The 18,089-nt window shown below is 70.5% G+C and carries 19 protein-coding genes; 13 read left to right on the top strand and 6 right to left on the bottom strand.

All coding sequences use genetic code 11. The features are described from left to right. Positions 1 to 8: 8 nt before the first annotated feature. Positions 9 to 797, bottom strand: a complete 789-nt coding sequence (locus K8Z49_RS14180) for a 3-hydroxybutyrate dehydrogenase (RefSeq protein ID WP_021594425.1) — start codon at positions 795 to 797, stop codon at positions 9 to 11. A gap of 161 nt (positions 798 to 958) precedes the next feature. Between K8Z49_RS14180 and K8Z49_RS14175 the strand changes: the two genes are divergently transcribed. The 5 genes from K8Z49_RS14175 to K8Z49_RS14155 are packed head-to-tail and all read left to right on the top strand — an operon-like array spanning position 959 to position 6,996. Further along, complete coding sequence (locus tag K8Z49_RS14175) at positions 959 to 1,909, top strand: alpha/beta fold hydrolase (protein ID WP_021594424.1); 951 nt, start codon at positions 959 to 961, stop codon at positions 1,907 to 1,909. Between the two features lie 48 nt (positions 1,910 to 1,957). Continuing rightward, complete coding sequence (locus tag K8Z49_RS14170; protein ID WP_412519148.1) at positions 1,958 to 3,883, top strand: WD40 repeat domain-containing serine/threonine protein kinase; 1,926 nt, start codon at positions 1,958 to 1,960, stop codon at positions 3,881 to 3,883. Then, positions 3,868 to 5,670 (top strand): WD40 repeat domain-containing serine/threonine protein kinase, encoded by a 1,803-nt coding sequence (locus K8Z49_RS14165; RefSeq protein WP_412519146.1) that lies wholly within the window; start codon positions 3,868 to 3,870, stop codon positions 5,668 to 5,670. Before K8Z49_RS14170 ends, K8Z49_RS14165 begins: the two co-directional genes overlap by 16 nt. A 39-nt stretch (positions 5,671 to 5,709) precedes the next feature. Continuing rightward, positions 5,710 to 6,417: a helix-turn-helix transcriptional regulator gene (locus tag K8Z49_RS14160; protein ID WP_024936067.1), complete on the top strand. Its 708-nt coding sequence runs from the start codon at positions 5,710 to 5,712 to the stop codon at positions 6,415 to 6,417. A 39-nt stretch (positions 6,418 to 6,456) separates the two neighbouring features. Then, entirely contained in the window at positions 6,457 to 6,996 is a 540-nt protein-coding gene (locus tag K8Z49_RS14155; protein ID WP_412519144.1) for a DUF1963 domain-containing protein, read from the top strand. A 15-nt stretch (positions 6,997 to 7,011) separates the two neighbouring features. Here the strand turns inward: K8Z49_RS14155 and K8Z49_RS14150 are convergent, their stop codons facing one another. Then, entirely contained in the window at positions 7,012 to 7,830 is an 819-nt protein-coding gene (locus tag K8Z49_RS14150) for an MBL fold metallo-hydrolase (RefSeq protein ID WP_412519142.1), read from the bottom strand. A 114-nt stretch (positions 7,831 to 7,944) separates the two neighbouring features. Here K8Z49_RS14150 and K8Z49_RS14145 point away from each other — a divergent pair, with 114 nt between their 5' ends. The 3 genes from K8Z49_RS14145 to K8Z49_RS14135 all read left to right on the top strand — a co-directional run bounded on the left by K8Z49_RS14145 (position 7,945) and on the right by K8Z49_RS14135 (position 11,127). Then, positions 7,945 to 8,550, top strand: coding sequence for a helix-turn-helix domain-containing protein (locus tag K8Z49_RS14145; RefSeq protein ID WP_412519140.1), 606 nt, complete (start codon positions 7,945 to 7,947; stop codon positions 8,548 to 8,550). A 151-nt stretch (positions 8,551 to 8,701) separates the two neighbouring features. Beyond that, on the top strand, positions 8,702 to 10,018 hold the full coding sequence (locus K8Z49_RS14140) for an aspartyl protease family protein (protein ID WP_412519138.1): 1,317 nt from the start codon (positions 8,702 to 8,704) through the stop codon (positions 10,016 to 10,018). Between the two features lie 29 nt (positions 10,019 to 10,047). Continuing rightward, complete coding sequence (locus K8Z49_RS14135) at positions 10,048 to 11,127, top strand: endonuclease/exonuclease/phosphatase family protein (protein WP_412519136.1); 1,080 nt, start codon at positions 10,048 to 10,050, stop codon at positions 11,125 to 11,127. 211 nt (positions 11,128 to 11,338) lie between these two features. On the opposite strand, the gene K8Z49_RS14130 is transcribed toward K8Z49_RS14135, so the two are convergent. The 3 genes from K8Z49_RS14130 to K8Z49_RS14120 are packed head-to-tail and all read right to left on the bottom strand — an operon-like array spanning position 11,339 to position 12,569. Further along, positions 11,339 to 11,524 carry a DUF397 domain-containing protein gene (locus K8Z49_RS14130; RefSeq protein WP_412519134.1) on the bottom strand — a complete coding sequence of 62 codons (186 nt, stop codon included), beginning with the start codon at positions 11,522 to 11,524 and terminating at the stop codon, positions 11,339 to 11,341. Continuing rightward, positions 11,521 to 11,718 carry a DUF397 domain-containing protein gene (locus tag K8Z49_RS14125; protein ID WP_412519132.1) on the bottom strand — a complete coding sequence of 66 codons (198 nt, stop codon included), beginning with the start codon at positions 11,716 to 11,718 and terminating at the stop codon, positions 11,521 to 11,523. The genes K8Z49_RS14130 and K8Z49_RS14125 overlap by 4 nt, the downstream gene beginning before the upstream one ends. Then, a complete protein-coding gene (locus K8Z49_RS14120) occupies positions 11,715 to 12,569 on the bottom strand; it encodes a helix-turn-helix domain-containing protein (RefSeq protein WP_412519130.1) in 855 nt (284 codons plus the stop codon). The genes K8Z49_RS14125 and K8Z49_RS14120 overlap by 4 nt, the downstream gene beginning before the upstream one ends. Positions 12,570 to 12,744: 175 nt before the next feature. Between K8Z49_RS14120 and K8Z49_RS14115 the strand changes: the two genes are divergently transcribed. Together K8Z49_RS14115 and K8Z49_RS14110 are read left to right on the top strand one after the other, a co-directional pair. After that, positions 12,745 to 13,254 (top strand): ATP-binding protein, encoded by a 510-nt coding sequence (locus tag K8Z49_RS14115; RefSeq protein ID WP_143118292.1) that lies wholly within the window; start codon positions 12,745 to 12,747, stop codon positions 13,252 to 13,254. Next, the gene (locus K8Z49_RS14110; RefSeq protein WP_021594409.1) at positions 13,251 to 13,625 is read left to right on the top strand and encodes a VOC family protein; all 375 of its coding nucleotides are present in this window, start codon (positions 13,251 to 13,253) and stop codon (positions 13,623 to 13,625) included. Before K8Z49_RS14115 ends, K8Z49_RS14110 begins: the two co-directional genes overlap by 4 nt. Positions 13,626 to 13,710: 85 nt before the next feature. Here the strand turns inward: K8Z49_RS14110 and aceE are convergent, their stop codons facing one another. Next, positions 13,711 to 16,500 (bottom strand): pyruvate dehydrogenase (acetyl-transferring), homodimeric type, encoded by a 2,790-nt coding sequence (aceE, locus tag K8Z49_RS14105; RefSeq protein WP_021594408.1) that lies wholly within the window; start codon positions 16,498 to 16,500, stop codon positions 13,711 to 13,713. Between the two features lie 218 nt (positions 16,501 to 16,718). Between aceE and K8Z49_RS14100 the strand changes: the two genes are divergently transcribed. The 3 genes from K8Z49_RS14100 to K8Z49_RS14090 all read left to right on the top strand — a co-directional run bounded on the left by K8Z49_RS14100 (position 16,719) and on the right by K8Z49_RS14090 (position 18,072). Continuing rightward, entirely contained in the window at positions 16,719 to 16,916 is a 198-nt protein-coding gene (locus K8Z49_RS14100) for a DUF1918 domain-containing protein (RefSeq protein ID WP_021594407.1), read from the top strand. Between the two features lie 70 nt (positions 16,917 to 16,986). Next, positions 16,987 to 17,394: a YjbQ family protein gene (locus K8Z49_RS14095; protein ID WP_021594406.1), complete on the top strand. Its 408-nt coding sequence runs from the start codon at positions 16,987 to 16,989 to the stop codon at positions 17,392 to 17,394. A gap of 249 nt (positions 17,395 to 17,643) precedes the next feature. Next, positions 17,644 to 18,072, top strand: coding sequence for a DUF3052 domain-containing protein (locus K8Z49_RS14090; protein ID WP_021594405.1), 429 nt, complete (start codon positions 17,644 to 17,646; stop codon positions 18,070 to 18,072). Positions 18,073 to 18,089: the final 17 nt, after the last annotated feature.

Below are 18,089 nucleotides of genomic sequence, written 5' to 3'. Positions count from 1 at the left end.
GCCCATTCTCAGTGCGCCGTCCAGCCGCCGTCGAGGGTGAGCGAGGCGCCGGTCACCATCGACGCGGCGGGCGAGCAGAGATATGCGACGAGTTCGGCGACCTCGTCCGGTTCGATCAGCCTCTTCAGGGCGGCGTGGTCGAGCATGACGCGCTCGACGACCTCGTCCTCGGGCATGCCGTGGGCGCGCGCCTGGTCGGCGATCTGCTTCTCCACCAGCGGTGTCCGGACGTAGGCGGGGTTGACGCAGTTGGACGTCACACCGTGCGCGGCCCCCTCAAGGGCGACCACCTTGGACAGGCCCTCAAGGCCGTGCTTCGCGGTCACGTAGGCCGACTTGAAGGGCGACGCCCGCAGCCCGTGGACGGACGAGATGTTGACGACGCGTCCCCAGCCCCGCTCGTACATGCCGGGCAGCGCGTCGCGGACGAGCCGGAACGGCGCCTCCACCATCAGCCGCAGGATCCGCGCGAACGTCTCGGGCGGGAACTCGTGAACGGGCGCCACATGCTGGATCCCGGCGTTGTTGACCAGGATGTCGACCCCGGACGCGAGCCCGTCCAGGGCACCCGTGTCGGCCAGGTCGGCCCGCATCGCGGCACCGCCGATCTCGGCCGCCGCCCGGTCCGCCGCGTCCCCGTCTATGTCGGCCACGGCCACCTCGGCGCCGGCCGCCGCCAGCCGCCGGGCGCAGGCGCGGCCGATGCCGCTCGCGCCGCCGGTGACCAGGGCGCGCCGGCCCGACAGATCCAGCGTCCCCGAAGTCCCCGCGGCCGCCCGCGGCGTCACGCTCGTCATGGGCAGAACCTACGGAGTGCGCCCGTTTCCTCCCATGTGGCCCGCGCACACAATCCGGTCCGGGACGGTATGGACGGGCGGCATTCGCGGCGAACTCCCATCCCGCGTGCCGCCCGGAAACCCGGGGGGCTTACCGTTAGGGCCGCACGGGAGGGGTGCCGATGACCGAGATCACGCATCGCCGCGTCCAGTCCCAGAGCGGGCTGCGCATGCACGTCGCCGAGGCGGGCGAGGGGCCGCTCGTGCTGCTCCTGCACGGCTTCCCCGAATGCTGGTACTCCTGGCGGCACCAGCTCACCGCGCTCGCCGAGGCCGGCTACCACGCCGTCGCGCCCGACCAGCGCGGCTACGCCCGCACCGGCGGCCCCGCCGAGGCCGACCAGTACACGATCCTGCACCTGGCCGGGGACGCGGTCGGGCTCATCGACGCCCTCGGCGAGGACCGGGCGGTCGTGGTGGGCCACGACTGGGGCGCCCCCGTCGCGTGGGCCGTCGCGCAGATGCGTCCGGACAAGGTCCGCGGGGTGGTCGGGATGTCGGTCCCGCACCGGCCGCGCGGCAGCGGACCACCGGTCGCGTCGATGCGCCGCATGTTCGGCGACGGCTTCTACATGGTGCGCTTCCAGGAACCGGACGCCCCGGAGGCCGAACTCGACCGCGACCGGGCGGCCACCTTCCGCCGGATGCTGTACGGGATGTCCGGTGACGGCCCAGGCCCGATGCTGGTCGCCCCGGAGAACGGCGGGTTCCTCGACGTCCTCCCCGACCCGGAGAAGCTGCCGGGCTGGCTCACCCAGGACGACATCGCCGCCTACGTCGAGGAGTACGCCGAGAGCGGCTTCACCGGCCCGGTCAACTGGTATCGCAACCTCGACCGCAACTGGGAGCTCACCGCCGCCTGGCACCGCGCCCCGATCGGCCCGCCCGCCCTCTACATCGGCGGCGACCGGGACGGCGTCGCGCTCGGCGCCCGCCACGTGATCGACTCCCTGTCCGACTTCGTGCCGAACCTCCGCGGCACCGTATGGCTGTCCGGATGCGGCCACTGGACGCAGCAGGAGCGTCCCGCCGAGGTCAACGACGCGCTGCTCGCCTTCCTTCGCGATCTTTAGGCGCTCGGGCGGCGTCACATCCCGCGAGGAGAGTGCGGGAGTCGCTGGATGGACGGGAGAGTCGCCCAGATGGAGGCGCTGCAGGACGGTGACCCCGGCCGGATCGGCCCGTACCGGTTGGAGGGGCGGCTCGGCGCCGGGGGCATGGGGGAGGTGTTCCTGGGGGTCTCGTCCGGTGGTCGTCGGGTCGCGGTGAAGGTCATCCGTGCCGAGCATCTGGACCGTCCGGAGTTCCGGGTGCGGTTCGCGCGGGAGGTCGAGGCGGCCCGCAAGGTCGGTGGTTTCTACACGGCGCAGGTGGTGGACGCCGATCCGGAGGCCGACGAGCCGTGGATGGCGACCGCCTACATCCCCGGCCCGTCCCTGCGCGATGTCGCCCCGCTGCCTCCCGCCGAGGTGGCCCGGCTCGGCGCGGCGCTGGCGGAAGGGCTGGCGGCGATCCACGCGAGCGGGCTGGTGCACCGCGATCTCAAGCCGGGCAACGTGATCATGTCGGAGGACGGGCCGCGCATCATCGACTTCGGCATCGCCCGCGCCGTCGAGGCGGGCTCGCTCACCGCCGACGGCGCGGTCCTCGGCACGTACGCCTACATGGCGCCCGAGCAGGTGCTGGGCGACAGATCCGGGCCGCCCGCCGACGTGTTCGCGCTGGGCTGCGTGCTGGCCTTCGCCGCGACGGGCCGCAGCCCGTACGATGCCGCGACGATCCCGGCCATAGTGCACCGCGTCCTCCATGAGGAGCCCGGCCTGGCCGGGCTGGCGGAGTCCCTGCGCCCGCTCGTGGCGGCCTGCCTGACCAAGGATCCGGCCGACCGGCCGGCCACCGACCGGATCCTCGCCCACCTCGCCGACCCGGCCACCGCGCCGCTCGCCGCGTGCCCGGCGACCCCGGACGCCGACCGCACGGTGGAGCGCGGCACGATGCAGGTCACGCGTGTAACGGGCGCCGCTCGGCCCACCGGTCGGATCCCGCGCCGGACGATGCTCGTCGGCGCGGCCGCGGCGGTGGCCGCCGCGGGAGCCTCGGCGTTCCTGCTCACCCGCGGCGACGGACGGCCTCGGGCGGCGCGGGCCGAGGATGCGATGCTGCCGCCCACCACGACGCTCTTCAAGGACGGGCAACCGGTGGAGCGTGTGGCGCTCAGCCCGGACGGCCGGATCCTGGTCTGCGGCGGGCCGCAGGCGAAGACCGTGTACCTGTGGGGTCCCGCCGCCGGGAACGTCATCCACGAGTTGAGCGCACCCGGCGGTGTGGCGGCCTTGGCGTTCAGCCCGGACGGGAAACTGCTGGCCACCGGTCACACGAACGCCACGGTCGTCCTGTGGGACGTCGAGTCGGCGGACGCCCGGCAGCCCCGTCCGCTGCGGACGCTCCACGCCGAGGAGACCGGTGCCCTCGCGTTCAGCCCTGACGGCCTGACCGTCGCCGGGCCGAACCGGCTCTGGAGCATTGCCACGGGGGACACCCTCGGCGACCTTTCCGGCGCCGATGGGGTGCGAGCCGTCGTGTTCAGCCGGGACGGGCGCCGTGTCATGGCGGGGATGGAAGGCGACCCGGGTTCGGTGCGGGTGTGGGACGTCCGCACCCGTGGCCCGATCACCGACGTCCCCGACCGAGGGAGGACGAGTTCGCTGGCCCTCACCCCGGACGGCCGGACGCTGGTCTCCGCGGGGGGCGGTGCCACGATCCGGCTGTGGGACGCCGCCCGCGTCCGCATCATCGGCGTCCTCGACTCCGGCCAGACCGGAGACGTCACCGACGTGGCCGTCAGTGCGGACGGCAAGGTGCTGGCCGGCGCCGGCGACGACTTCATCGTCCGGCTATGGGACCTGGCGGCCCGCCGGATGACCGCCACCCTCGCCGGGAGCGGCGGGCGGATCAGTGGACTCGCGCTCGCCACGGACGGCCGGACGGTGGTCGGCGGCAGCGTACGCAGCGGACAGGCGGCGGTGAACCTGTGGAGGCTGCGCTGATGCATCCGCTGCGCGACGGTGACCCCGGCCGGATCGGCCCGTACCGGTTGGAGGGGCGGCTCGGCGCCGGGGGCATGGGGGAGGTGTTCCTGGGGGTCTCGTCCGGTGGTCGTCGGGTCGCGGTGAAGGTCATCCGTGCCGAGCATCTGGACCGTCCGGAGTTCCGGGTGCGGTTCGCGCGGGAGGTCGAGGCGGCCCGCAAGGTCGGTGGTTTCTACACGGCGCAGGTGGTGGACGCCGATCCGGAGGCCGACGAGCCGTGGATGGCGACCGCCTACATCCCCGGCCCGTCCCTGCGCGAGGCCGCGCCACTGGACGTCCCCGATGTTCGCGCGCTCGGCGCGGCGCTGGCCGAGGGGTTGGAGGCGATCCACGCGAGCGGGCTGGTGCACCGCGATCTCAAGCCGGGCAACGTGATCATGTCGGAGGACGGGCCGCGCATCATCGACTTCGGCATCGCCCGCGCCGCCGACGCCACCGCGCTGACGTCCACCGGCGCGGTCGTCGGCACGTACGCGTTCATGTCGCCCGAGCAGGTCCGCGCGGACACGGCGGGCCCGGCGTCGGACGTGTTCTCCCTCGGCTGCGTCCTGGCGTTCGCCGCCACCGGACGCGGGCCGTTCGACGCGGCCAACGTGCCGGGGATCGTCCACCGGCTCGTCAGCGCCCCGCCCGACCTGACCGGGGTGCCCGCCGAGCTGCGGCCCGCGATCGAGGCGTGCCTGGCCAAGGACCCGGATGAGCGGCCCTCGCCCGCCGAGGCCGCCCGGCTGCTGGCGGCCCCGCCCGCCCGGCCGCGGCGCCGTGCCGTCCTGATCGGCGGTGCGGCGGGCGCCGCCGCCGTACTGGGCGTCCCTTCGCTGGTGTGGTGGCGGCCCGGCGATGCCTCGGGAGAGGGCACCACACCGCTGAAAAAGCCCCAGCCGTTGGTCCTCGCCGGCGGACCGGCGACGACGCTCCAGCTCGCGTTCACCCCCGACTCCGCGACGCTGGTCTGCTCGGGCGCGGGGCAGATCTGGCGGTGGCCCGTCGCGACCGGCCGCGGAGCCGCGCACGAGCTGGGCGAGGAGGGCACCGACCAGCTCACGGCGCTCAGCGGGGACGGTCGGCTGCTGGCGACCCTGCGCGGGAAGGGCCCGGTCCAACTGTGGGACACGGCCACCGGTACCCGGCTCCGGACGATCAGGCCCGAGGTCAGGTCGTACATCAAGACGCTCAGCCCGGACGGCCGGACCCTCGCCACCGTCGGAATCGGCATCGAGCTCTGGGGCACCGCGACCGGCCGGCGCACCGGCGCGTTCGCTCCGAGGAACGGTGCGCCCCTGCACCTGATCTTCGACGCGGCCGGTGAGCGGCTCGGCGTTGTCGGCGCCCGCGGCGACATCCAGATCCATGACCTGCGGACGCACCGGGCCAACGCCGTGCCCAGGCCCGCCAACGTGCTGTTCACGTTCGCGCCGGACGGGCGGACCGCCGCGTCCGACGTCCGGGACGAGCCGGGCTGGACGGTCCGGATCCTGGACCTGCAATCCAGGAAGATGCGGGAGCTGAACGGACACGAGGGCCGCGTGCAAGGTCTGGTGTTCAGCCCCGACAGCCGGGTCCTGGCCAGCGCGGCTCTGGACGGGACGATCCGGCTGTGGGACATGCGCACCGGCGAGAGCTTCGCGACCCTGGACTGGGTGAGGTCGGACGGGGCGACCCTGGCGTTCAGCCCGGACGGCCGCCTGCTCGCCGCCGGCGCGGGCAGCGGCAACGGAACGGTGCGCCTCTGGCGCTTCCCTTAGCGTCCCGAAAATGTCGGAGCCGTCGCGTACGGTCGCCGCGTGAACCGGACGGACCGCTTGTACGCCTTGGTGGAAGAACTGCGCGCTTGTGCGCCTCGCCGGCTCGCCGCGCGCGAACTGGCGGCGCGGTACGAGGTGAGCGTCCGCACGATCGAGCGCGACATCAGCGCGCTCCAGCAGGCCGGGGTGCCGATCTTCGCGGACGTCGGCCGCGCCGGGGGCTACACCCTCGACAAGAGCCGGACGCTGCCGCCGCTGAACTTCACCCCCGCCGAGGCCGTCGCCGTCGCGATCACCCTGTCCCGGGCGAACGGCTCGCCGTACTCGCGCTCCGCCCGCACCGCACTCCACAAGATCGTCGCCGCCATGTCCGCGGACGACGGAGCCTCGGCCCGCGAGCTGGCCGCCCGCATCCGCTTCCTGGACCCGGCCGGGAACGATGACGCGGCGTCCGTCCCCGCCGTGCTGGAGGAGGCCGTCCTGACCCGCCGGGTGGTCCGCCTGACCTATGTCGACCGCTGGGGCGCCGAGACCGAGCGCGACGTCGAACCCGTCACGTTCACCGCGTCCGACAAGGGCTGGTACCTGACCGCCTGGTGCCGGATGCGCGGCGGCTGCCGCGTCTTCCGCACCGACCGCGTCCGCCGCGCCGTCCTCCTGGAGGAGACCGCCCCCGACCGCGCCGCCGATGCCATGCCCGACGACCTCCCGTCCGACTACATCGTCCGACCCCTGGAATTCGTCTGAGGCCGCGCGCAGTCCGGAAGCGGCCCGCGGGGCCGGCGGGTGCGGGTGTTCGCGATCCCCGGCCTGGACGGCGCCACCGGCGCCGCGGTGTACGTCCCCGCGGGCACGGCCGTCGAGGAACGCCGGGTGGAATACCACTACGACCCGGACGACCACTTGGCGAGTCTGGACTTCGACAACGAGCTGCAAGGCGACCTGCGCCTGAAGCCCAACGTGTCCCTGCCCAACCACGAGATCGCCGATGACGAGGTGACCGTCGACACCGCCGAGCATCCTCGCGCCGAGGAACTACGCGAGGTGTGGGAAGAGATCTGGGGCGAAGAGCGAAGGATCTACAAGTGGTCTCACCTGCAGATCGGCGGCTACGCCTCGGACGCCGAGGGATGGGGCGACCCCGTCGTCAACTGCGCGCGAGAGACCGCCGACCCCGGGGATCTTCAGGACTGGGCGCTTCTCGCCGAATGGCGCCCCGCGATGGCCGGCTTGGAGATGGCCACCATGTACTGGGCGATCAGACGCCAAGACCTGGCGTCACGCGACTTCGACCGCGTGGCCACCACCATGTACGCCAACCCCTGACCGCGACGGGCTCGGTCAGCCGATCGGTGGTGCGAGGTATTCCAGCGCATAACCGTCGCCGGAGGGGGTCACGCGGGCGATGCCGGGTGAGTCGAGGTGGGCGCCGGCGACGAAGTGGTGCGGTCGGGTCAGTTGTTCGAGAAGGGCGGCTCGCGCGGCGCGGGCCTGGGTCTGGTCGCCGTCGAGCTCCCAGGACACCTTCGGCTGATCGAATTGGAGCGTGGGAACGTGCACGGTGTCGCCCCAGGCGAGAAGGCGGCCGGTGCCGCTCCTGAACTCGTAGACGGTGTGACCGGGTGTGTGGCCCGGTGTCGGGATCGCGGTGGTCCAGTCGTTGATCGCGACTTTCTCCGACAGGGGCACGACCCGGTCGCGGATCGGCTTGAGCCTCCCCTTGATCACCGAGGCGTCGCCCGCGCCGATCCACACGCGCTCAAGGTCGGTGAACGCCTCTGAACCGTCCGGCGCGATCAGGCCGCTCACGTGGTCCACGTGCTTGTGGGTGATGGCCACATCGGTGACCCGCGCGCGGTCGATTCCCGCTTCGTCGAGCGCGTCGTAGATCAATCCCATGGTGGGGTCGTGCCAGGCGTTGGACGCGCCGGTGTCGATGAGAACCGACCGCGTGCCGTCGGTGACGAAGAAGGCGTTCACCGACAGCCGCAGGTTGTCGCCGACCAGCGGGACGGTGGCCGGTAGCTCATCGAGCGCGTGCCCGTCCTCGTCGCGAAGTCGTGTCGGCGCCATGTCGATGTACCCGTCCCGCAACGAGATCACCTGCAGGTCGCCGAATTCGAACGTGGCATGGTGCCGGCCACTTGAGGTCAGACGCATGGAACCTCCGTCGCGTTGGGCGCACATCGAATGTCTCTTATAGAAGACACGATATCTACTTTAGAAGAAACTCTACACTGTGGGCGGCGCGGTACCCATCGATCGAGGAGCACGGTGGTCGAGCAGGACGGAAACGCGGCCGAACCGCAGCACGGTGACGACCTGGCCGGCGCGTTCGGCGGCAACGTGCGGCGACGCCGCGAGGAGGCGGGCCTGACACTGGAGCGGCTGTCCGCACAGGCGTCGGTCAGCCGGGCGATGTTGTCCAAGGTCGAACGCGGTGAGAAGAGCCCGACGATCGGCGTCGCGTCCAGGATCGCCCACGCGCTCAGCACGTCGCTCTCGGACCTGATCGGTGCACCGGCCGCCGCGTCCGGTGCGGCCATTGTCATGCGCAAGAACGATCGCCCCGTTTTCCGTGACCCGGAAACCGGCTTCGAGCGGCACATCGTGTCAGCGGCCCCCGGCGCGGGAGGAGCCGAGATGGTCGTCCACTACCTCCCCGCGCAGGTCTCCACCGGGCTGCTGCCCGCGTATCCGCCGGGTACGGAGAAACAGCTCGTGGTGCTCGAAGGCACCCTCACCGTCGCGATCGGCGGGATCAGCGAGACCCTGGGCACAGGCGACTCCCTGTTCTTCCAGGCCGACGCGGACCACGGCTTCGCCAACCGAACGAACGGTCCCTGCGAATACATCATGGTCATCTCGCGCAGAACCTGATCGGCCGCGCGGTTCGCTGCCGTCGGGCGTATCGCGGGCGTATCGAAAAACGCATACGCCACCGCAACAGCGCCCCGTCTTCCATGGAGGCGCGGACCACGGCGGTCCGTGCCGGGGGCATGGCGCCCCGGCTTCGGAGAAGGAGGAGGCCGTGGCGGGTGACGGAGGCTGGGACCGGCGTTCGCTGTTGGAGGTGGCGGCCGTGGTGGTCGGCGCCGCCGCGACCGCGCCGCTGCTGGGCGAGGCGGGCACGGCGCACGCCGACGGCGGTGACGCGGACGCGTTGTTCAAGGCCGGGAAGTTCGAATGGGCGGGCCGCGCGTACGAGGAGATCCTCAGAAAGGACCCGACGAACCTGCGCGCGGCGCGCCGGCGCGGCTATATCGGGCTGCTGTCCAACAAGTTCGCTGACGCGGAGAAATACCTCACGATGGCCCTCGAACTGGCGCCTGACGACAAGGAGACCAACGGGCTGCTGGGCGACTGCTACATCCGGCAGGACAAGCTCTCGCTGTCCGTGCCGCGCTGGCGAGCGGCAGGCGAGCAAGGGTACGCCGAATGGTTCGCGGCGGTCCGCGGCGAGCCCTATCGGATCCACGGCGACACAGGCCGTGTGCCATGGGTGCAGATGGACCCGGTGCCGCTGGTGGAGGCATCGGTCAACGGCGGACCGCCGAAGCGCTTCACGTTCTACACCGGCGCCCCGAATCTGCAGGTGACCGCGACGGTGGCCAAGGAAGCCGGGCTGAGCCCCGTGTACAAGGAGAAGACCGACTTCGAAGGCACCACCATCTGGGTGTACTACGGGGTGCTGGACTCCTTCGAACTGGGTGGTATCGAGCTGCGGAACGTCCCCGTGGGCTGGTCGTCGACGGAGTCGGGCGCAGATGTCGGAACGGACAGCGACGGCATGATCGGCACGTGGGTTTTTTACCACCTGCTGACCACCTTCGACTACGCGGGGCGGTCGCTGATCCTGCGCCGTCCGACCCCCGAAGCGGTGGACCGGGCCCGCGCGGACGCCGCACATGCGGGCGCCGAGCGCCTGCCGCTGTGGCTGTCCCGCGACCACGACCTCAGCAGCATCGGCGGCATCGCCGGCTCCGGCCCGCAGGTGATGGGCGTGAACTTCGGCGGAGACAGCGGTGCGATGGCCGCGGGCATGCCCGGGGAGGTGGCCGAGCGGTTGGGTGTTCGCACCGACCGCGACCGTCCGGTCGAGACCTTCGCCCACAGCCACGCGACCACCACCTATCCCTGCTACCCGAAGGAGATCCGCCTCGGCGGCGCCGTCGCCAAGGACGTCTACTGCGAGACGGACACGAACATGCCGGTCAACGTGCCCTGGCCCTACGGGCCGGGGTTCGACTCGATCGGCCACTTCGCCCACTGCTTCTTCAAGCCCTTCACCATCACGCTCGACTTCACCCGCATGAATCTCTACATCGCCCGCGGCCAGGCCGCATGATCACCGCAGGTAGGGAGCCAGGACAGTCCATGACACAGGTGGACACGGCGGAGGCCGGACTCCGCGCCGCCGACCCGCAAGCCGCGGACGCCGGGACGTGGCGCTCGCGCACTCGCCAGGCGATCCACGCCGTCTCCCGGCCGGACCTCTGGAAGCGCGGCCTGGTCCTCGCGGCGCTGGCGGTGCTGCTGGGCCTGCTCATGCTGCTGCACGCGCAGATCCCGAACCGGGTCGGGAATCTCGGCAGCCTGGTGGAGACGTTCCTGCCCTGGTTCGGCCTGTTCGTCCCGGTGCTGCTGGCCGGGGCGCTGTGGCGCCGCTCGGCCTCCGCGGTGGCCGCGCTGCTGCTGCCGGTCGTGGCTTGGGTGAGCCTCTTCGGCGGGCTGTTCGTAGGCGCGTCACACTCCGGCGGCGACCTCACCGTGGCCAGCCACAACGTCGGCGCGGACAACCCCGACCCGGCCGGGACCGCCCAAACCTTGGCCGCGTCCGGTGCGGACGTGCTGGCGCTGGAGGAGCTGACCGAGGAGGCCAAGCTCATCTATGAGCGGGAGCTGGCAGAGGCGTACCCGCACCGTGTGATCCAGGGCACGGTCGGGCTGTGGAGCAAGCTGCCGTTGTCCGACACCGGGCCGGTCGACATCCAGACCGACTACGGGCCGCTGGCCGCCACCAGACCGCCCGAGGTCACAAGGGACTACCTTCGGGCGCTGCGCGCAACGGTGACCACCGACCACGGGCCGCTGGCGGTGTACGTGGCCCACCTGGGGTCGGCGCGAGTGAATCCCCGGGCGGGCTTCTGGACGGTCCACCGCGACAGGAACGCTCGGGCCCTCGGGGAGGCCATCGCCGCCGAGCGCACCGAGCGCGTGGTGCTGCTCGGCGACCTGAACGGGACCATGGACGACCGCGCGTTCGCCGGCATCACCTCGCAGATGCGCTCGGCCCAGGTAGCGGCCGGAAACGGCTTCGGCTTCACCTGGCCGGCGAAGTTCCCGGTGGCACGCATCGACCAGATCATGGTCAAGGGTGTGAACCCGGTGAGCTCACGGGTGCTCCCAGCCACCGGCAGCGACCACCTGCCAGTAGCAGCCGCGATCACCTGGTGACCCCGCGACCCGCCTGGTAGTCCCTCCGATCCACCAGAGGGCATTGAAGAGGACAACGAGTAGATCGTCCAGGGCGGCCTTCGACCTTCATCCTGGTGGACGGCGGCGGATCAGCCCAATGCATCCGTTCAACGGCCATCAAGCTCCCCGTTCTCCGCAGCAGCCAGGACCGCCCCCAGGGCCCGCATGAGGGCCCCAGCCTGCGCCTCGCTTACCTCACCGATGTCAGGTGGGCGAGGAGAGTGGCGAAGTCTCGGCGGTTGAGGGTGATGTGTCCGGCGGAGGCATCTTTGCTGTCGCGGATGCCGACGTGGTCGTTGAGGTTGGCGATCTCAACACAGTCGCCTTCATTGCCGCCGCTGTGGCTGCTCTTGTGCCAATGGAGTGGGGCCGTCACCTCTCCATTGTTAGGCGGGCGAGGAGGGCGGTGAAGTGGTGGCGGGTGAGGGTGAGGTGTCCGGCAGCAGGGTTCCTGCTGTCGCGGATGGCGATGTAGTCCTGGAGGTCGGCGACCTCGACACAGTCGTTTTCGTGGGCGCCGCTGTAGGTGCTCTTGCGCCAGCGAGCCCGAGATAGCTCGGAAGTGTTCATGACGCTGACGCTATCTCTTCTATGAGTTTCAACGAAGCGGATCTGCTGAGCGCTACAGAGAGTAGTAGTTTGAAGGCGCTCTCATGGGACGCAACCTCGGTCTCGTCTTCCACGAAGATGCTCTTGCTGAGTTGGTCGCACACGGACACGGTGAGGCGTCCGGGTGGGCGCAATGAAAGCAGAAGGAACGAGGTGATGAGTCCGAGGTACTCGCTCGCGGACCAGGGAAGTACGTGCAGGTCCACATGTTCGAGCCGGGCCGCTTTGGCTAACCACCTGATCTGCGAGCGGAGGATTCTGGAATCTCCGCCGACCTGGTGATGGAGTACGGACTCCGCAATGATCGGAACATAGCGGGGTGGATTGGGGCGTCTGAGCACTCGTTGTCGGGAAATTCGGAAGTCAACCAGCGTCTTGACGTCGCGCGGGCGTTGAGCATTGCCGACTGCGATGATCTTTCGGGCGTACTCGGGAGTCTGGAGGAGGCCCGGGACGATGCTGGATTGGAAAGTGCGGATCTCTGCGGCGTCCTCCTCCAGGCTGGCGAGGTCAAGAGCGGCTGCCGAGATTCTGTCTTCGTAGGCCCTCTCCCATGATCCGAGCTTGTGGGTGGCGAGGTGGAGGAGGGATTCGCGGAGGGGGCCGTCCTCGATGGCGTAGAAGTCGAGGAGGTCGTTGAGTTCGTCGGGGGAGATGATCTGGAGGCCGTTCTCGACCATGCTCATCCAGCCCTGGGAGCGGCCGAAGCGGCGGGCGACGGTGGCGACGGTCAGGTTGTGGCGGTCGCGGGCTTTGCGGAGCGCCGAGCCGATCCGGCGCTGGCGAACGGTGGGCGCGTTCCCGGAAGGCATCTCTCCAGGATGTCACTGTGCGTGGTTGGGTGTTCACGGAATCGCGGCGCATTGAACGTTCAGTCGGGAAACGTTCAGGGCGGGCGACACGAGCGGTTCGGGCGGCGAGTGTGGCGGGCGATTCCGAATCGAAGGGAGGCGCCGGAATGGGAGCGCCTGAGACGGGAACGGCCCGGTGCGGTGTGTCGTGGACGGCGCGGTGATGAGCGGCGGGGTGGTCGTGCTCGGCACGCTTACTCTTCCCGGCGTCCGGCGGTCGGTGGGGTTCGCGCGGCGGTTCCTGCGCGACCTGCTGCCTCCGGGGCATCCCGCGCTGGACGACCTGGTGACGGTCGGGAGCGAGACCGTCTGCAACGCCATCACCCATACGGCTTCGGGCAAAGGTGGACGGGTGACGGTCAGCCTGCTCGGCGGCGGCGACTTCTACCTGCTGGAGGTCGCCGATGACGGTGCGGGCGGCGGGCGGCCGCAGGTCAAGGGGGAGACCGGGGCCGAGGGCGGGCGTGGGCTCAAGATCGTGGAGGCCCTGGCGGAGGCATGGGGATTCCGGACGGACGGCGACCGCACCATCGTGTGGGCGCGTTTCGCCTCGCCGTGCGGAATCTGGCTGGGAAACACCGACAGGGGGTTGTCGGAGTGCTCCCGGAGGCTGGTGCCCGCAGCGTTCGAAGGAGGAGATCCATGAGTGTTCCCGCGTTCAACACCGTCGCGTGGTTCCAGGTCGGTACCGACGCGCCCGAGGCAGCCCGCCGCTTCTACGGCGACATGTTCGGCTGGCAGTTCACGCTCGACCCGGACGACGACGGCTACGACCTGATCCGCTACCCGGGGGCCGACATCCCCAGCGGCGGCATCGCGCACATGCCCGACGCGTCCGGCAACCACGCGATCTTCTATGTTCTCGTCCAGGACGTGGACGCCGCCTGCGCCGAGGCCGAGAAGCACGGCGGCAAGGTCGCCGCGCCCGCCACCACGACGGGCAACGGCCTGAGGTTCGCCCACCTGGCGGACCCGTCGGGCAACGAGTTCGCCGTCTTCACGCCCCCGGCGCGCTGATCTAAAACGCGAGAAGGGCCCCGGAAACCATTCCGGGGCCCTTCTCCGGTGATTGCGGCCTACACCTCCGCAATCACCCCTTAGATCAAGCGTCGCCGCCCGTGTTGCTCTCGGCGCTGCCTACACCGCCTGCGAAGACGTCGCTGACGCCGGCGTCGAGGCGGTAGCGCTTGATGGCCTGCGGCAGGGTCTCCGGCTTGACCTCGCCGTGCCGGGCGAGCCGGGTGAGCACCGCGAGGACGACGGACGCGGCGTCCACGTGGAAGAACCGGCGGGCGGCGGCGCGGGTGTCGGAGAAGCCGTACCCGTCGGTGCCGAGCGAGGAGAAGTCCCCGTGCACCCAGGGCGCGATCTGGTCGGGTACGGCGCGGGTGAAGTCCGATACCGCCACGATCGGCCCGGCGACGCTGTCGAGCGTCCGGGAGACGTAGGGGACGCGCTGCTCGGCGTCGGGGTTGAGCAGGTTCCACTCGTCGCAGTCGCGGGCCTCGCGGGCCAGCTCGTTCCACGACGTGGCCGACCAGACGTCCGCGGCGACGCCCCAGTCCTCGGCGAGGAGGCGCTGGGCTTCCAGGGCCCACCGGCCGCCGACGCCGGACGCGAGGATCTGGGCCCGCGGGGTCTCGCCGTTCCCGGAGGCGACCTCCGGGGCTTCCCGGTACCGGTACAGGCCCTTGAGGAGCCCGTCGACGTCGAGGTTCTCGGGCTCGGCGGGCTGCTGGTACGGCTCGTTGTAGACGGTGAGGTAGTAGAAGACGTCCTCGCCGTTCGGGTGCTCCTCGGACGTCCCATACATGCGGCGCAGCGCGTCCTTGACGATGTGCGCCAGCTCGAACGCCCACGTCGGGTCGTAGTGGACGCACGCCGGGTTCGTCGCCGCGAGGAGCGGGGAGTGGCCGTCGGCGTGCTGCAGGCCCTCGCCGGTGAGGGTGGTGCGTCCGGCGGTGGCGCCGAGCAGGAAGCCGCGGCCCATCTGGTCGCCGAGCGCCCACATCTGGTCGCCGGTCCGCTGAAACCCGAACATCGAGTAGAAGATGTAGACCGGGATCATGTGCTCGCCGTGCGTGGCGTACGCGGTGCCCGCGGCGATGGTGGACGCCATCGAGCCGGCCTCGCTGATGCCCTCGTGCAGCATCTGGCCGCTCTCGGACTCCTTGTACGACAGCAGCAGCTTGCGGTCCACCGCGTCGTAGGTCTGCCCCTGCGGCGAGTAGATCTTGGACGTGGGGAAGAGCGAGTCCATGCCGAACGTGCGGTACTCGTCCGGGGCGATCGGCACGAACCGGGCGCCGATGTTCTCGTCCTTGATCAGGTCCTTGAGCAGCCGGACGAACGCCATGGTCGTGGCGACGTTCTGCTTGCCGGAGCCCTTCTTCATCTCGCTGTAGACGGGGTCGCCCGGCAGCTTGAGCGGTTTGGCCCGCACGACCCGCTTCGGCAGGAACCCGCCGAGGGCGGCGCGCCGCTCGCGCATGTACTGGATCTCGTCGGAGTCCTCGCCCGGGTGGTAGTAGGGAGGCAGCGGGGCCTCCAGCGCCGAGTCGGGGATGTCCAGGTAGAGCCGGTCCCGGAACTCCTTCAGCTCGGCCTTGGTGAGCTTCTTCATCTGGTGGGTGGCGTTGCGGGCCTCGAAGTCGGAGCCGAGCGTCCAGCCCTTGATGGTGTGCGCCAGGATGACCGTCGGCTGGCCGACGTGCTCGCGGGCCGACTTGAACGCCGCGTACACCTTGCGGTAGTCGTGCCCGCCGCGGGACAGCTTGCGCAGGTCGTCGTCCGACAGATGCTGGACGATCCTGCGCAGCCGCGGGTCGGCGCCGAAGAACTTCTCCCGGATGTACTCGCCGGACTCGACGCTGAACGTCTGGAACTGCCCGTCCGGGGTGGTGTTCATCTGGTTGACCAGCACGCCGTCGACGTCCTGCGCGAGCAGCGGGTCCCAGTCGCGGCCCCAGATGACCTTGATGACGTTCCAGCCGGCGCCGCGGAAGAACGACTCCAGCTCCTGGATGATCTTGCCGTTGCCGCGCACCGGGCCGTCGAGCTGCTGCAGGTTGCAGTTGACGACGAAGGTGAGGTTGTCGAGCTCCTCGCGGGCGGCGAGGCCGATCGCGCCGAGCGACTCCGGCTCGCCCATCTCGCCGTCGCCGAGGAACGCCCACACGTGCGACCGGGACGTGTCCTTGATCTTGCGGCTGTACATGTAGCGGTTGAACCGCGCCTGGTACACCGAGTCGATCGCGGTGAGGCCCATGGACACCGTGGGGAACTCCCAGAAGTCCGGCATGAGCCGCGGGTGCGGGTAGGACGACAGGCCGCCGCCCGGGTGCGAGTGCTCCTGCCGGAACCCGTCGAGCTTGTCCTCGGGCAGCCGGCCCTCCAGGAACGCGCGGGCGTAGATGCCGGGGGCGGCGTGGCCCTGGATGAAGACCTGGTCGCCGGACTCGCCGTGGTCCTTGCCGCGGAAGAAGTGGTTGAAGCCCACCTCGTACAGGGAGGCGGCGGAGGCGTAGGTGGCGATGTGGCCGCCGACGCCGAGCTCGGGCCGGTTGGCCCGGGACACCATGATCGCCGCGTTCCAGCGGATGTAGGCGCGGATGCGCCGCTCGACGTGCTCGTCGCCGGGGAACCAGGGTTCGGACTCCGGCGGGATGGTGTTGATGAAGTCGGTGCTGCGCAGGCCGGGCACGCCGACCTGCTGCTCGCGCGCCCGCTCCAGGAGCCGCAGCATCACGTAGCGCGCCCTGCCGCGGCCTTCTGTCTTGATGACCGTGTCCAGCGACTCCAGCCATTCCCGGGTTTCGTCCGGGTTGATGTCGGGCAGCTGGCTCGGCAGGCCGTCGCTGATGATCGAAAAGCGTTGACGTCCGGAAGCCACGGGGTCCCCTCTGTCCTTACCGTCCTTGCTGGTGAGACCTGCGCGCCACCGAGCGGGAGGCGGCCGGTCCCCGGCAGACTGTTGTCGCCTCGGTTCGTGATCCATCGTCGCCGTTTATGACGGCTAACGCATCTCTACCAACCGGTAACCATTCTCCCCGGTCAACCGGGGTACCCACCCTGTGGAGAGCCGTTTTTCCGGCGACATGGGGAGTAGTGATGAACGGACGGATCGGAGACCGGCTGCACGTGCACGGCAACGTCGTCGGGCAGCCGGACCGTACGGGCGAGATCATCGAGGTGCGCGGAGAGGCCGGCGGCCCGCCGTACCTGGTCCGCTTCGACGACGGCCACGAGACCCTGGTCTACCCGGGTCCGGACGCCGTCATCGAGCCCCGTAAGCAGGTTTCGCGCTGAGCAGACGGGCGGCCGGAGATCGCGCCGCCGCGGACGCGTTCCGCGGCGCCGATCGGGTACACCGGGGATCATGGAGAGCACCGTGGTCCGGGTGGCCACCGGTACGAGCGAGGCCGTGCACGACATCACGGCCGAATGCGAGCGGTTCGCCGCGTCGGCGGGCGGCGACGGGTTGCTGCACGTCTTCGTCCCGCACGCCACCGCCGGCGTGGCGATCATCGAGCTGGGGTCGGGCAGCGACGACGACCTGCTGGCGGCCCTGGGTGACCTGCTGCCCGCGGACGACCGGTGGCGCCACGCGCACGGGTCGCGCGGGCACGGGCGGTCGCACGTGATGCCCGCGATCGTCCCGCCGTTCGCGACGCTGCCGGTCGTCGGCGGGCGCCTCGCGCTCGGCACCTGGCAGTCGGTGGCCCTGGTCGACCTCAACGTGGACAATGCGGAGCGCCAGGTTCGGTTGTCCTTCATTAAAGGATGAGCGGGGGCCGAACCGGAGCGGCGGGATACGCGGGGCGGCGCATCACCCTCCGTGGACGTGCGGTGACGGCGATCTCCGTATTCGGGTCGATGAGGCCACCAAATGCCGGGAAGACACTTGCGCAACGGGGCCTCACTTGTGTGGACTGTCCCGCAAACACCGCGCAGGTGCGGACGGGCCACCCGTCTCGGGGGGTCGGAAGGACACGAGCACGGCACCGTGCGGACTGACGACAATGGGAGGACTTTCGTGAGCGCGACCGCGGGTCAGGCGCAGTCTGAGCGCAGCCTGGCCGAACGGCTCGGCCTGAAGGCGGGCCAGGTGGTGCAGGAGATCGGCTACGACGACGACGTAGACGAGGAGCTTCGTCGCTCCGTCGAGGAGCTCACGGGGAACGAGCTGGTCGACGAGGACTACGAGGACGTGGTCGACATCGTGCTGCTGTGGTGGCGCGAGGAGGACGGCGACCTGTTCGAGGGTCTGACCGACGCGATGATCCCGCTCACCGGGGGCGGCAACATCTGGCTGCTGACGCCGAAGGCGGGCCGGGACGGGCATGTGGAGCCGAGCGACATCGGCGAAGCGGCGCAGACCGCCGGCCTGTCGCAGACCAGCAGCGTCAGTGCCGCCAAGGAATGGTCCGGCACGCGGCTGGTCGCGCCCAAGGTCCGCAAGTAGCGGCGGGGCTGGAGCCA

The organism is Actinomadura madurae, from assembly GCF_047130825.1.
Lineage (GTDB): Bacteria > Actinomycetota > Actinomycetes > Streptosporangiales > Streptosporangiaceae > Spirillospora > Spirillospora madurae.
This window is presented reverse-complemented; position numbering and strand designations above follow the sequence as displayed.

Coding starts and splice junctions, on each gene's coding strand:
- K8Z49_RS14180 (WP_021594425.1), bottom strand. CDS start 797: ATGACGAGCGTGACGCCGCGGGCGGCCGCGGGGACTTCGGGGACGCTG.
- K8Z49_RS14175 (WP_021594424.1), top strand. CDS start 959: ATGACCGAGATCACGCATCGCCGCGTCCAGTCCCAGAGCGGGCTGCGC.
- K8Z49_RS14170 (WP_412519148.1), top strand. CDS start 1,958: ATGGACGGGAGAGTCGCCCAGATGGAGGCGCTGCAGGACGGTGACCCC.
- K8Z49_RS14150 (WP_412519142.1), bottom strand. CDS start 7,830: ATGCGTCTGACCTCAAGTGGCCGGCACCATGCCACGTTCGAATTCGGC.
- K8Z49_RS14135 (WP_412519136.1), top strand. CDS start 10,048: ATGACACAGGTGGACACGGCGGAGGCCGGACTCCGCGCCGCCGACCCG.
- K8Z49_RS14125 (WP_412519132.1), bottom strand. CDS start 11,718: ATGAACACTTCCGAGCTATCTCGGGCTCGCTGGCGCAAGAGCACCTAC.
- K8Z49_RS14120 (WP_412519130.1), bottom strand. CDS start 12,569: ATGCCTTCCGGGAACGCGCCCACCGTTCGCCAGCGCCGGATCGGCTCG.
- K8Z49_RS14110 (WP_021594409.1), top strand. CDS start 13,251: ATGAGTGTTCCCGCGTTCAACACCGTCGCGTGGTTCCAGGTCGGTACC.
- K8Z49_RS14100 (WP_021594407.1), top strand. CDS start 16,719: ATGAACGGACGGATCGGAGACCGGCTGCACGTGCACGGCAACGTCGTC.
- K8Z49_RS14095 (WP_021594406.1), top strand. CDS start 16,987: ATGGAGAGCACCGTGGTCCGGGTGGCCACCGGTACGAGCGAGGCCGTG.